This is a genomic window from Phoenicibacter congonensis (genome assembly GCF_902386915.1).
Classification (GTDB): Bacteria; Actinomycetota; Coriobacteriia; order Coriobacteriales; family Eggerthellaceae; genus Phoenicibacter; species Phoenicibacter congonensis.
In genome coordinates, this window is sequence record NZ_LR698997.1 from 730620 (window position 1) to 745109 (window position 14490).

General features: G+C 43.0%; 12 protein-coding genes and 1 pseudogene. All 13 read left to right on the forward strand.

What is annotated here, in order from left to right; all coding sequences use genetic code 11:
* Positions 1-49: 49 nt before the first annotated feature.
* Complete coding sequence (locus FXZ76_RS03190) at positions 50-1042, forward strand: isocitrate/isopropylmalate dehydrogenase family protein (RefSeq protein ID WP_079535740.1); 993 nt, start codon at positions 50-52, stop codon at positions 1040-1042.
* Positions 1043-1046: 4 nt separating this feature from the next.
* Positions 1047-3278, forward strand: a complete 2232-nt coding sequence (locus FXZ76_RS03195) for a hydratase (protein WP_079535741.1) — start codon at positions 1047-1049, stop codon at positions 3276-3278.
* A 154-nt stretch (positions 3279-3432) separates the two neighbouring features.
* The gene (pckA, locus tag FXZ76_RS03200) at positions 3433-5019 is read left to right on the forward strand and encodes a phosphoenolpyruvate carboxykinase (ATP) (RefSeq protein ID WP_079535742.1); all 1587 of its coding nucleotides are present in this window, start codon (positions 3433-3435) and stop codon (positions 5017-5019) included.
* Positions 5020-5153: 134 nt separating this feature from the next.
* Positions 5154-6977: a glutamine--fructose-6-phosphate transaminase (isomerizing) gene (gene glmS / locus FXZ76_RS03205; RefSeq protein ID WP_079535743.1), complete on the forward strand. Its 1824-nt coding sequence runs from the start codon at positions 5154-5156 to the stop codon at positions 6975-6977.
* A 12-nt stretch (positions 6978-6989) separates the two neighbouring features.
* The gene (locus FXZ76_RS03210; protein ID WP_079535744.1) at positions 6990-7520 is read left to right on the forward strand and encodes a cysteine hydrolase family protein; all 531 of its coding nucleotides are present in this window, start codon (positions 6990-6992) and stop codon (positions 7518-7520) included.
* A 30-nt stretch (positions 7521-7550) separates the two neighbouring features.
* Entirely contained in the window at positions 7551-8045 is a 495-nt protein-coding gene (locus FXZ76_RS03215) for a GNAT family N-acetyltransferase (protein WP_079535745.1), read from the forward strand.
* Positions 8046-8440: 395 nt separating this feature from the next.
* The gene (gene rpsB / locus FXZ76_RS03220; protein WP_079535746.1) at positions 8441-9178 is read left to right on the forward strand and encodes a 30S ribosomal protein S2; all 738 of its coding nucleotides are present in this window, start codon (positions 8441-8443) and stop codon (positions 9176-9178) included.
* A 33-nt stretch (positions 9179-9211) separates the two neighbouring features.
* On the forward strand, positions 9212-10078 hold the full coding sequence (tsf, locus tag FXZ76_RS03225; protein WP_079535747.1) for a translation elongation factor Ts: 867 nt from the start codon (positions 9212-9214) through the stop codon (positions 10076-10078).
* Between the two features lie 92 nt (positions 10079-10170).
* Positions 10171-11445, forward strand: coding sequence for a UDP-N-acetylglucosamine 1-carboxyvinyltransferase (gene murA, locus FXZ76_RS03230; RefSeq protein ID WP_079535748.1), 1275 nt, complete (start codon positions 10171-10173; stop codon positions 11443-11445).
* Between the two features lie 3 nt (positions 11446-11448).
* A complete protein-coding gene (locus FXZ76_RS03235; protein ID WP_079535749.1) occupies positions 11449-12822 on the forward strand; it encodes an LCP family protein in 1374 nt (457 codons plus the stop codon).
* A 62-nt stretch (positions 12823-12884) separates the two neighbouring features.
* Positions 12885-13088: pseudogene (locus FXZ76_RS06475) on the forward strand (NifU family protein); the annotation flags it as partial.
* Positions 13089-13215: 127 nt separating this feature from the next.
* Positions 13216-14040 (forward strand): prolipoprotein diacylglyceryl transferase, encoded by an 825-nt coding sequence (gene lgt, locus FXZ76_RS03245; protein ID WP_079535751.1) that lies wholly within the window; start codon positions 13216-13218, stop codon positions 14038-14040.
* Positions 14041-14070: 30 nt separating this feature from the next.
* Positions 14071-14448 (forward strand): desulfoferrodoxin family protein, encoded by a 378-nt coding sequence (locus FXZ76_RS03250; RefSeq protein WP_079535752.1) that lies wholly within the window; start codon positions 14071-14073, stop codon positions 14446-14448.
* The last annotated feature ends 42 nt before the right edge of the window (positions 14449-14490 follow it).

Sequence of the window (14490 nt, forward strand, 5' to 3'; positions counted from 1 at the left end):
GAAATGAAATAATGAAATGACAATTTTACTATTTTTGTTAGGAGACCACATGAAAGCTGTTTTGATTCCTGGTGATGGAATTGGTGTTGAAATTTCTGAAAGCGTCAAACAAGTTGGCAATGCGCTGTGTTGTGACGTTGAATGGGAAGAATATGAAGCAGGTGCAGAGTATTATGAAAAAACTGGAAAACTCATGCAAGATGGGCTTCTTGATCGCGTTGCAGAGCTGGGATGTGCCCTAAAAGGCCCAACAGCCACACCAATCGGATCAGGTTTTCGTTCCATTAATGTGCAGCTTCGTCAACATTTCAAAACATTTTCAAATCTTCGCCCTGTTCATTCTTTGGAGGGAGTTAAAACACGTTTCGACAATGTTGACATCATCATTGTGCGTGAGAACACAGAAGATCTCTACAAAGGCATTGAGTATATGTATGATGCCGACACTGCGCATGGAATAAAGCTCATCACTCGTGCTGCTAGCGAAAAAATTGCTCGCTTTGCTTTTGATTATGCAAAGAAGCAGGGCAGAAAAAAGGTCACTTGCGTGCATAAAGCAAACATCATGAAGCTAACAGATGGCATGTTTTTGCAAACGTTTGAAGAAGTTGCAAAAGATTACCCTGAAATCGATTCAGATAGTGTGATTGTTGATGCTCTTTGCATGAAACTTGTGACAGACCCAACTCAGTTTGATGTTTTAGTTGCGCCAAACCTCTATGGCGACATCATTTCAGACCTTTGTGCTGGTCTTGTCGGCGGTCTTGGATTTGCTCCAAGCGCTAATATTGGCGATGACGTTGTGATTTATGAGGCTGTTCATGGATCTGCTCCTGACATCGCAGGCCAGGGAATTTCTAATCCAACATCGCTTTTGCTTTCGTTTGCAATGATGCTAAAAGACAACGGAATGCAAGACAAAGCTTCAAAGCTTGAACAGGCAATTTTTGATGTTGTCAAGGAAGGCAAAAAGACGACTGGCGACATTGGAGGTTCAGCAAAAACTGTTGAATTTACCCAAGCTATCATCGAGAGGTTTTAATTTTATGAAACTAATTAACGAGCGCGTTATTTATGAAAATGGAGAAATAAAGCCTTTTGGCGAAGGTAACTTTGATGAGAGTGCTTTTGTCGATGGAAAGAAAAAGACAATTGCGCATTCGATTCTTGATGCACACGACAACCACACAAGTGATGAGGTCTTGCACCTAAGATTTGACTCTCTCACTTCTCATGACATCACCTATGTTGGGATCATCCAAACAGCTCGTGCAAGCGGATTAACCGAGTTTCCTGTTCCTTATGTTTTGACAAATTGCCACAACACTTTGTGTGCTGTTGGAGGAACAATCAATGAGGATGATCACCAGTTTGCATTAAGTGCGGCTCACAAATATGGCGGGATTTATGTACCACCAAACATGGCAGTAATTCATTCTTACAACCGTGAAATGATGAGTGGCTGTGGACGCATGATTTTGGGTTCCGACTCCCACACTCGTTATGGTGCGCTTGGAACTATGGCAGTTGGCGAAGGTGGAGGAGAGCTTGCAAAGCAGCTTTTGAAGCGCACATATGACATTGCTAATCCAGACGTTGTCTTGATTCATGTAACTGGAAATGTAGCCCCTGGTGTTGGCCCTCACGATGTTGCGCTAGCTTTCATTGGTGCGACATATGCTAATGGTTTCGTTAAAAACTCCGTGATGGAATTTGCAGGCCCTGGCATTGCAAATCTTTCTCAAGATTACCGAAACGCAATCGATGTAATGACCACCGAGACAACTTGCTGGTCATCAATTTGGGAAACCGACGACGTGACTAAAAACTATTTCGAAAGTCACAATAGACCAGAGGCCTATTCAAAGTTAACAGCTCTTGATGGTGCAGCATATGACCGGGCGATTGAGCTTAATCTTGACGAAATTGAGTCGATGATAGCTCTTCCAATGCATCCAAGCTATGCAGTTTCAATCAATGATTTGAAAGCTGACCCGAACAAGTTTTTAAAAGAAGCTCAAGACAGAGCAAATGAACAGCTATCTGGCAACGTTACCATGGACCTCGTTTCTAAAATTGACAAGGAAGGAAACATCTGTGTTGATCAGGGGGTTATTGCAGGGTGCAGCGGTGGCACATATGGAAACATCATGGCTGCATCTTTAATTCTTGATGATGGTAACACCGGAAATGAGCAATTTCGCCTGAGTGTTTATCCTGACTCAATGCCTGTCTACATCGCGCTTGCCAACAATGGTACAGTCTCAAAACTTGTGTCAACAGGTGCAATTTTTAGGGAGTGTTTCTGTGGTCCATGTTTTGGTGCTGGTGACACACCTGCAAATGGTGAACTTTCAGTCCGCCACACAACAAGAAATTTTGCCAATCGTGAAGGCTCGAAGCCAGGCGAAGGTCAAATTTCTGCCGTTGCTCTGATGGATGCAAGATCAATTGCGGCTACTGCGAAAAATCAAGGCATTTTAACTGCAGCTACTGACGTTTGCAGCGAACCAGAACCTCAGTTTGAGTGTCCTTTTGATGGGACAGTTTATGACAAGCGTGTTTTTGATGGCTTTGGCAAGGCTGAGCCCGACTTTGAACTGCATTTTGGACCCAACATAAAGGACTGGCCAGAGCAACCAACTTTAAAGAACAACATTCTTCTTCGCATTTGTTCTCACATTGATGACCCTGTCACAACAACTGATGAGCTAATCCCTTCAGGAGAAACTTCATCGTTTAGGTCTAATCCTTTGCGTTTGGCAGAGTTTACCCTTTCGCGTCGTGATCCGCAATATGTTTCACGCGCAAAAGAAACTGCAGCGCTTTTGCCTGATTGCGCTGATGCGACTGAAGCCTCAAACGCTTTTGCAAAAGCAGGTCAGCCATTTGACTTTTCTGACACGCTTTTAAAGAGTGCAATTTATGCAAAAAAACCAGGGGATGGCAGTGCTCGCGAGCAAGCTGCCTCTTGCCAGCGTGTGCTGGGGGCAGGCGCTAATTTCGCACAGGAATATGCTACGAAGCGCTACCGTTCTAATTGCATTAACTGGGGAATGTTGCCATTTTTAACACAAGACTCGGATCTTTTACAAGTGGGAGATTGGGTCTTTGTTCCAAATGTTATTGATGCCATTGATTCCGATTCGCAATTCAGTGCTTTTGTGCTTCATGATGGAGAAGTTCACGAAGTAAAACTTGGACTAGGACAACTCACAAATGACGAAAAGCAAATTCTTAAAGATGGATGTTTAATTAACTATTACAAAAATAATTAGTTTCGATTAAGAATGTTTTTAATCGTCTTTATTTTGTCGTTCTAATGGTTATAAATATAGAAGTTAGTTTTTTAACACTATCGAAATCTTGTGAAACAAGAATTTAACAAACCTATAATATTGGGCGTTATTACCCGCAGATTTGGTGGTAGGAATGAATTTATTTGGTATTGATAAAATTGGAATTACTAATCCAAAGGCTGTTTACAGAAATCTAGACCCCGACACCCTCACAGAAAAAGCTGTAGAACGTGGGGAAGGAAGGCTCTCAAAAACGGGGGCTGTTGTCGTAACAACAGGAAAATACACCGGTCGCTCACCAAAAGATCGTTTTATTGTTGATGTTCCAAGTGTTCATGACGACATTAACTGGGGAAGCGTTAACATGCCAACAACTCGCGAGACCTATCTTGCACTTCGCGAAAAGGTGGTTAACTATCTCCAGGAAAAAGAGATCTTTTTGTTCGATGGCTATGCAGGAGCCGATCCAAAGTACACGCTAAAGTTTCGCGTGATCAATGAACTTGCGCATCAAAATTTGTTCATCAGAAACTTGCTCATTCGCCCAACTCAAGAAGAACTTGAGACCTATGGTGACCCAGACTTTACTGTTATTGCAGCGCCTGGCTTTAAATGTGACCCAAATGTTGATGGAGTGAATTCAGAAGCTGCAATCATGCTTGATTTTGAGCGCAAAGAAATTCTCATTGCGGGCTCTGGCTATTGCGGCGAAATTAAAAAGAGCATTTTTTCAACAATGAATTACATGCTCACAAAACGTGACGTTTTGCCAATGCACTGCTCGGCTAACATCGATCCAAAATCTGGTGACACTGCAGTTTTCTTTGGACTTTCCGGCACTGGAAAAACCACTCTTTCAGCCGATGCTTCTCGCAATTTAATTGGAGATGACGAGCATGGATGGTCGCCTGACGGCGTGTTTAACATAGAAGGCGGATGCTATGCAAAATGCATCAATCTTTCAGAAGAGAGCGAACCTGTGATTTATCACGCAATTAAATCAGGTGCAGTTGTAGAAAACGTAATTATGAATGACGAAGGTGAGTTTGATTTTGCTGATAACTCACTCACCGACAACACTCGTGTTGGATATCCAATTGAGTTTGTGCCAAATGCCCAAATTCCAAGCACAGGTGGAATCCCAAAGGTTGTTATTTTCTTAACTGCCGATGCTTTTGGAGTTTTGCCTCCAATTAGCAAGCTTTCCAGAAATGCTGCAATGTATCACTTTGTCACTGGATTCACATCAAAGGTTGCAGGAACAGAGCGTGGCATCACCGAACCAACGCCAACGTTTTCAACTCTGTTTGGTGAGCCTTTTATGCCCATGGATCCTCATGTTTATGCTGACATGCTTGGAAGCAAGCTTGATGAATATGGCACGCAGGTCTATTTAGTGAACACCGGATGGTCAGGAGGAAAAGCATCTGACGGCGCAAAACGCATAAAGTTGAAGCTGACGCGCGCTATGGTTGATGCAGCTTTGTCGGGCGAACTTGTTGATGTTGAATACAAGCACCATCCTGTGTTTAACATCGATTTCCCTGTTGAGTGCCCTGGAGTGCCAAGCGAGATTTTAAACCCTCGTGAGATGTGGGCTGACCGGGATGCCTATGACGAGACAGCTGCAAAACTTGCTGGAATGTTTGTCGAAAACTTCAGCAAAAAATATCCAGACATGCCTGACTATATTGTCGAGGCGGGACCTGTTGTTGAATAGACGCCCCTATTGCAATTAAAATATGAGCCCAACGAATTTTTGTTTGTTGGGCTTTTGTTTTTTTGGGCTTCAAACTAGCAGTTGTTGTAACTTTATTTATTAACTGATAAACAAAACTTAAAAGGAGCAAAGCTTTGTGCGGAATTGTTGGATATTCAGGAAGCAAACCAGCTAAAGATATTCTTATTTTCGGTCTTCGTTCTATTGAATATAGAGGCTATGACTCTGCAGGAGTTGCATTTAGTTCTGGCGACCACATCGATGTTGTAAAGCAAATTGGTAAAGTAAACTCTCTCGTTGAAACTCTCGGAGATTCCTATTCTGATTCAACGTGCGGAATTGGCCACACTCGCTGGGCAACTCACGGACGACCAAGTGTTCGCAATGCTCACCCTCATGTTTCATGCAATGGAGAAATTGCGCTTGTACACAATGGCATTATTGAAAACTACATGGAACTCAAAGAGGCTTTAGTGGCCGAAGGTCACGTTTTCAAAAGCGACACCGACAGTGAAGTGATAGCTCACTTGATTGAGAAATATTACGACGGCAATCTTTTGCAGGCTGTCAATGATGCTTGCAGTGAACTCATTGGTTCCTATGCTTTAGCTGTAATGTGCCAAAATGAGCCTGAGACAATAGTTTGCACCCGCCAAAATTCACCCCTTGTAATTGGAATTCGTGATGATGGAACCTATCTCGCTTCCGATGTTGTTGCAGTTGTCGACTACACACGTGATGTAGTTATTCTTGAAGATAACGAGTATGTAAAAATCAAAGGTGCCAAGACTCATTTCTTCGATCCAAGCTTAAATGAGATTGAGCCTAATGTTTCCTACATTGACTGGGATGTATCTACTGCCGAAAAAGAAGGATATCCTGACTTTATGCTCAAAGAAATCTATGAGCAACCTCGTGTTATTCGCGATACGCTGGCAGGACGTCTTGTTGGAGGAAAGCTTAACCTAGATGAGCTGGGCCTAACTCCAGAAGAGCTAAATTTGATTGACAATGTCTACATTATTGCTTGTGGCACGTCCTACAACGCAGGCCTTGTTGCGAAAAACTTGATTGAAGCATGGGCTCGCATTCCTGTGACAGTTGAGGAAGCCAGCGAGTTCAGATACAGAAATCCAATCATTAAATCGACAACACTCGTTGTTGCAGTTTCACAATCGGGAGAAACTGCCGACACTCTTGCTGCCATTCGCGACGCGAGAATCAAAGGTGCTCGTGTGTTTGGTATAACCAACGTTGTTGGTTCTCCAATTGCCCGCGAAAGCGATGGTGTGATTTACACAAAAGCTAACAAGGAAATAGCTGTTGCTTCGACGAAGTCGTTTACTGGTCAACTTGTTTCTCTCACTTTGCTTGCAATGTTGTTAGCACAGGCTAACGGGCGCATGACTTCTAAAGAGCTGCGCGTAAACTTTAATGAACTTGTTCACACTGCTGAATCGGTGTTAAAGGTGATTTCAAATCCTGAAGCAGTAAATGATGCTGCTGCTGCTTGCAAAGATGCTCACAGTGCTTTGTTTGTTGGTCGCGGAATGGGCTCTGCAATTTCAAAAGAAGGAGCACTGAAATTAAAAGAAATCAGCTATTTGCATGCTGAATCATATCCTGCAGGTGAGATGAAACATGGCCCAATCGCTTTGATTGATGAGGGGTTCCCTGTTATTGCAGTTGCAACAAAATCGCCTACATATGACAAACTTGTTTCCAATTTGCAGGAGTGTCGTGCTCGTGGTGCCTGTATCATTGCAATCGCCACAGAAGGCGATGAGGATATAAAAAAGCATGCTGATCATGTGATTTATGTTCCTGAAACCAAAGAGGCTTTTTCGGCGATTGTGGCAACAGTGCCGTTGCAGCTTTTAGCTCGCGAAGTCGCTATTCTGCGTGGTTGTGATGTTGATCATCCAAGAAATTTAGCAAAATCAGTAACGGTTGAATAGGGCAGGAAAACTATGAAAGCTTTAATTGTTGTAGACATGCAAAACGATTTCGTTTCTGGTAGTTTGGGAAGCGAAGAAGCGAAAGAAATTGTTCCTAACGTCGTAGATAAAGTTAAGAATTGTCTTGATAGTGGCGATAAAGTTTTTTTTACACGTGATTCTCATGAGGAGAGCTATCTCAGAAGTTTTGAAGGCAGCAATCTTCCTGTTGAGCATTGCATTGCCGGCACTCGCGGGTGGGAGATCATTGATGAGCTAAAGCCATTTGAAAAGCAGGCTACAAAAATTATTGACAAGCCGACTTTTGGGTCATATGAGCTAGTTGATGTGCTTGAGGAATGTTTCGCTAAAGATGAGTTGAGAGAGATTGAGCTTTGTGGTCTTTGCACCGACATATGTGTTGTTTCTAATGCACTTTTGCTCAGGGCAAAGTTTTATGAGACCCCAATTACTGTTGATAGTTCATGTTGCGCTGGTGTCACGCCAGAGTCGCATGATTCCGCATTGCAAACGATGAAATCATGTCAAATTAACGTAATTTAACTAAAAGCATTTTTGTAAAAAGGAATTCTTATGGAGTTCTGTGAAATCCGTGATTTTAAAGAAGAAGATTTACCTCAAATGGTTGAAGTGTGGAACGAGGTTGTGAAAGACGGAGTTGCTTTTCCACAGGAGGAATGTTTAAACGTTGACACTGCTCGTGATTTTTTCTCATCTCAAGACCGTTGTCGAGTTGCAGTTTCAACCGATGGAGAAATTCTTGGTCTTTCAATTGTCCATCCAAATGCGTTCGGTAGAAGCGGTCACATTGCAAATGCTTCCTATGCAGTGACATCAAAGCACCGCGGAATGCACATAGGCTATAAACTCGTGTGTGACAGCCTCGATGTTGCAAAAAATTGCGGCTACAGAATCTTGCAATTTAACGCTGTTGTCGCATCTAATGTTCATGCGTGCCATCTCTATGAACGCATCGGTTTTCATAAAATTGGCTGCATTAAAGGCGGTTTTAGAAATAAAAATGGGGAATATGAAGACATGTTTGCCTATTATTATCCGCTAGTTTAAGGCGAGATTATTATTAAATGGCACGATTGTTTTCGTGGTTATTTGCGAGTGTGGCCATCATCGCATTGTTTGCAAATAGGGGTGATAAATTCGTGTTCTTGCCGTTTCAAATAGAGAGATTAGCCAGTGAATGTTTGATTGCTGGTGCACACTTTGAAAATTCACTCCTTTTTAATTGAAAGCCTTGCTAGCATTGAATTGCTTGGATGATTGAACGCATCTTTTTTTATGCAAGTTTTTGCCTGCAACACACCAAAATTCTAATTCACCTTCTTTTTTAGTTATAATAAACAAGCTTGTAAATTTATCACACATGCTAAAGTGACCAGAATTCGCTAGTGGCCAAAAGAAAAAGGTTGCGGACACTGGGTAGACCTTTAGCAGAGGACTAACGAATGGAGATGAAAATGACCGATAAAATTACGATCAACACGCTCATTGAGGCAGGGTGCCACTTCGGACACCAGACTATGCGCTGGAACCCAAAAATGAAACCATACATTTTTGGCAAACGTGGTGACATTCATATCATTGACCTCAAAAAAACCCTTGTTGCACTCGACGATGTTTACACATTTGTCCGCGAGCTTTCAGCTGCAGGAAAAACAATTCTTTTTGTGGGCACAAAAAAGCAGGCTCAAGAGGCAATTGCAGATGCCGCTAACCGTTGCGGAATGCCATATGTCAACGCTCGTTGGCTTGGTGGTCTTCTGACAAACTTTGTCACTATTCGCACTCGTGTTAACTACATGGAAAAGCTCGAGGCTGAAGAGGCCGATGGTCGCTTGGCAATGTATACAAAGAAAGAGCAAATTCTTCGTAAAAAAGAACTCACAAAGCTTCAAACAAACCTTAACGGTATTCGCAACATGGAAAAAGTTCCTGATGCAATTTTTGTTATCGACTCAGCTCGCGAAGATATTGCAATTCGTGAGGCAGCACGTCTTGGTGTGCCCATCATTGGAACTATTGACACCAACTGCGACCCAGACAAGGTCACACTCGGTATTCCGGCAAACGACGATTCAATCGGAAGCGTAAAACTCCTTTGCGATTTCGTTGCTGATGCTGTTCTTGCTGGCACTTCTGCAGTTGTTTCTGCTGAAGAAATGGCAGCAACTGACGCTGAATAGAAATTTTTAGATTTTAGAAATCAGGAGGAATAAATGGCAGAAATTACAGCTGCTCTTGTAAAAGAGCTCAGAGAAATTACTGGCGCAGGCATGATGGAGTGCAAAAAGGCTCTCACTGAAGCTGAGGGCGAAATTGAAGCTGCTATCGACGTTCTTCGCACACGTGGACTTGCTGCTGTTGCAAAGAAAGCTGGGCGTGCTACTAACGAAGGCACTGTCATGGCTGTTACATCACCAAGCCAAAAAGACGGTGTTATTGTAGAACTCAAATGCGAGACCGACTTCGTTGGAATGAATGAGAAATTCCATGCATATGCAAAGAAAATTGCTGATGCTGCTCTTTATTCAGACAATGAGGTAACAGCTGAGAACATCAAAGACTGCGAGCTTGATGGCGAAAAGGTTTCAGACATTCTCACCGATTGCATCCATGTAATGGGAGAGAATTCAGAAATTGCTACAGTTACTAAGGTTCATGCTGATGGCGTTGCATCATACATTCATGGTGGCGGAAAAATTGGCGTTTTGGTGACTTTCGAATTGAGTGACGAAATTGACCCAGCTGAGGCAGGCTTTATCGCATGCGCTCGCGACGTTGCTATGCAGGTTGCTGCTACTGATCCTGTTGCTGCAACTCGTGAAGATGTTCCTGAGGAAATTCGCGAGCATGAGATGGGAATCTACAAGGCACAGGCTGCTGAATCTGGTAAGCCAGAGGCTATTCAAACAAAAATTGCTGAAGGCCGCATGCACAAGTTCTTTGCTGAAAACTGCCTCGTAGAGCAAGCTTTTGTTAAAGATGGCGATTTGACAGTTGAGCAATATGTTGACAAATGCGCAAAAGAGCTTGGCGGACAAATGAAGGTCACTGGCTTTGTTCGTGTTGCACTTGCTGCATAAGTTTAAAGAAAACTTCAATTAGTCTAGAGTCGAGGGTTTTACCTCGACTCTTTTTATAATAGAGTTGGTGGTTGGTTAAATAAAGGATTCAAATGGCAACAGACGAACACATTTTAGTTTATGGAAACCGCACTTTGCGTGGCACCGTGCGCGCAAGCGGCGCTAAAAATTCAGCTCTTAAACTCATGGCAGCTTCTGTTTTGGCAAAAGGTGTCACTGTTCTTCACAACATTCCTAAAATTTCTGACATTGAAGTGATGTGTGAGGTTCTTGAGTTCTTGGGTTGCAAAGTCACGAGAGATAACCACGATCTAATCATTGACACAAGCGACATCTACATTTGGCAAACGCCCTATTCTCTAGTCACGAAAATGAGAGCCAGCATCACGATTTTGGGTCCGCTGATTGGACGCTTTGGTAAAGCAAAAGTTGCAATGCCAGGGGGGTGTCAAATTGGTGCGAGGAAAATCGACATGCATTTGATTGGGCTTGCCCATCTTGGTGTGCACATCAAAAACGATCACGGCTCGATTCTTGCAACAACTGATGATTCTTTTAAAGGTGCCGATGTTGTCCTTGATTTTCCAAGTGTGGGGGCCACGGAAAACACATTAATGGCGGCTGTTGTCGCCCCTGGAACGACGTTAATTGAAAACGCAGCATGTGAACCTGAAATTGTTGACTTGGCAAACATGTTAAATGAGATGGGTTGCAAGGTTAGTGGCGCAGGAACGAACACTATAGTTATCGAGGGGGTTTCTCGCGATGACATTCATCCTTGTGAGCACACGTGCATTGGCGACAGAATTGAGGCAGGCACTTTCCTTGTCGGAGGTGCACTAACTGGAGGTCCAGTGACTGTTGAGGGCATAAATCCTCAACATTTGTCAGTTGCTTTAATGAAGCTTCGTTCTTTTGGGTGCGATGTGGCCACAACAAGTGACTCCATCACGGTTTCAAGAAGTGGCGAGCTTGTCCCTTGTGACATACAAACGCTACCTTTTCCGGGCTTTCCCACCGATCTCCAGGCTCAGTTTATGCTCTTGGCAAATTATGCAGACGGAATTTCAATCGTTACCGAAAACGTTTTTGAAAACCGTTTCATGTTTGCGTCAGAAATCATGCGAATGGGTGCCGACATCTCAATAGATGATCAACATGCTGTAGTGCATGGACCTCGCGAGCTCTCAGGCGCACCTGTGTCTGCTACCGACCTTCGTGCAGGTGGGGCACTTGTTTTAGCTGGAATTATGGCTGATGGCTACACTCAAATTTTCAACATTTCACACATTGACCGTGGATATGAAAACTATGTTGGAAAGCTAAAAACCCTTGGTGCGAACCTCTCTCGTGTGGAGGCTTCCTAGATAGTGCCAACTAAAAGATCTCGACATAGCGCTGGTCGTCACAGCAGCAGTTCTCGCAAGCAGACAAAAACGAGCGCTGCTGTTAGGACTCACACGATTTCAGCCCACGACTCTTTTTTGATGAAGGCTGCAAAGAGGCGCGAGCGCAAAAGAACAAGTGCGCTTGTGGTTGTTGTCATTGCAATCGTAGTAATTGCTGTTCTTGTTGGCATTTTTTCTTACAACAAAATTGTTAACGACAAACTCTCAGGAAGTGGCTCTAATGCAAAAACTGCTTTGGCTTCCGCAGAAGAAAACGCTCCTCAATATACGTTAATCAAAGTTGATGTGGGAAAAGATGATTCAGTTAAGTCATCCTATGATTCTCCAGAAAACACGAAGTTTTATTTGCTTATGCGCACTGACACAACAAATTATGCTGTGTCATACATTCTTCTTCCTTCGAATTTGAGTGTGACATTGAGTGACAAGCTAAATCATCCTCTCTATGACGCAGAAGATCTTGATGGAGATGCTGAGTTAATTCGTGCAGTAAACGATTTCGCTGGTGTGGAAATTAATCACTTTATTGGCACAAACGGTGAAGCACTCGCGCAACTCGTTGAAAGCATTGGAGGGCTGCAAATCACTCTTCCCTGTGAACTTGATGACCCTTTTGCAGGAACTCAAACTTTAAAAGCAGGCGACATCACGCTTGATAAAGAGTCAGCATTAACTGTTTTGCGTTCAAAAAACATTTCAGGCACTAACAGCACTCGTGCGACTATTCTTTCGAGTTTTACTAATGCGTTGCTCACAAAAATGTCGTCTTCGGGAAGTTTTGATTTAGCTGGCACAGTTGAAAAGTTTGCCGACACTTCCTATTCAGACATGCAAGCCTCTCAAATAATAGATTTTGCAAACAAGCTATCATCTGCTCCACAGATTACTTTTTATGATTCAACAATCGCCGGTTCTGCCAGCAAATCGGCAGACAATGGAAAAGACACCTTTGTTGCTCGAAATGCCGAAAAAGAGACATTGCTCAACAACTTTAGGCAGGGAAATGATCCGAATGCTAGTGACATTGAAGTCAACGATTTTGATAAATCAAAAGTTCACGTGGAAGTTAGAAATGGGGCACAAATTACAGGGGCGGCTTCCGCATGCAAAGCATTTTTAGAAAAGCAGGGATATGTAGTTGACAAAGCAGGGAATGCAGAAGACGGCACAACCTACACTGAAACTTTGATTGTGTATCTTGGCGACGACAATGAAAATGCTGCAAATTCGATATCAAAGGAATTGGGGTCAGGTCGCGTAATAAACGGTGGAGATTACTACACGAGTGATTCAGGCGTGATTGTGATAATTGGAACCGATTGGTCATCTTCTTAGATTATTGTCACTATGCTAGAATTTATCCGTAATTTTAGGAGTCCTTATAAGGAGGATTAGAAATGTTTGATAGAGAAAAAATTCAGGCTGCTCTCGATGAGATTAGACCAGCGTTGCAAGCAGACGGCGGTGATGTTGAGCTTGTTGAAATTTCAGATGATGGAGTGGTTACGGTTCAACTTCAGGGCGCTTGCCACGGTTGTCCAATGTCGCAGCTCACTCTTTCGAATGGCGTTGAGAGAATATTGCGTGATCGTGTGAGCGATGAGATTCGTGTTAAAAGTGCCGACATGCCTGAAGGATTCGACCCTCAGGAATTCTTTAATTCTTTCTATCAATTTGAAGATGGCGAAGAAGAAGGTTTTGAAGAATAGACCATAATTTTCGTCTCTCATGCTTAACGAAATTTATCATGCAATTGACCCGGTGGCTTTTTCCATCGGGCCTTTTTCTGTTAGATGGTATGGACTGGCATATCTTTTTGGCTTTCTTCTTGCTGGCATCATTATTTACAGAACTGCGAAGCGTTGGAAAATCAATCTTAGCGTTGATCAGCTATCTAACATGGTTCTCGCGGTTGTCATTGGAATTTTGATTGGAGGGCGTCTTGGTTATTGCCTGTTTTATGGCGATGGCTACTACATTTCCCACCCAGTCGAGATCCTCTTTCTCAATCAAGGTGGAATGAGTTTTCATGGTGGCCTTGTTGGTGGCTTAATCGCAGGAATTTTGATTTGCAAAAATCAGAAGATGCCAATCCTCACTTTCTCTGACATGGCGTTTATTGGATGTCCTTTGGGTCTATTTTTTGGACGGTGCGCAAACTTTATTAACGGAGAGCTTTGGGGTGCTCCAACCAATCTTTCAATCGGTGTTGTTTTTGGGGGGAGTGCAGGCAACATACCAAGGCACCCAACTCAACTCTATGAAGGAGTTCTTGAAGGATTAGTTATTTTTCTTGTGCTTTTTGCGCTTTCCAGAAAGAAAAAGCCATTGCATCAAGGTGCCTACACCGGCCTTTTTCTCATTATGTACGCAACGTTTAGAATTCTCATCGAGTTTGTGAGACAGCCCGACGCGCAACTTGGTTATTTGTTTGGCGGCTGGCTCACAATGGGAATGGTTTTGTCGATCCCTCTCATTGTTGGAGGCGTGTGTTTGCTCGTTTATGCTAAATGTGCTAAACGAGAGCAACAAGGTATACAAAATAATGTATAATAGCCACAATGTTTAGTGAAAGGGGAGTATATGTTAAAGTTCTACAAATGCAATCACTGCGGGAATGTGGTCATTAAACTTGAAGATTCAGGTGTGCCTGTTGTTTGCTGCGGTGAGCCAATGGTCGAGCTTGTTGCAAACAAAGAAGATGCTTCAGTTGAGAAACACGTTCCAGTGGTTGAGGCAAGAGACGGCGATGTTCTCATCAAAGTCGGCGAGGTTGAGCATCCTATGACACCAGAACACATGATTAAATTCATTGTTGTTGACAAAGGTTGTTCCTATTTTGTCAAGCCTCTTGACCCAGGCAAACCAGCTGAGGCAGTTTTCACAATTCCAAATCCAGACAAAATTAAGGCAGTGTATGAATACTGCAACCTGCACGGACTTTGGGTAAAAGAATTTTAATTTCTTGTTAAGTTCACCGGTTAATTAATTTATGTAGCCCCT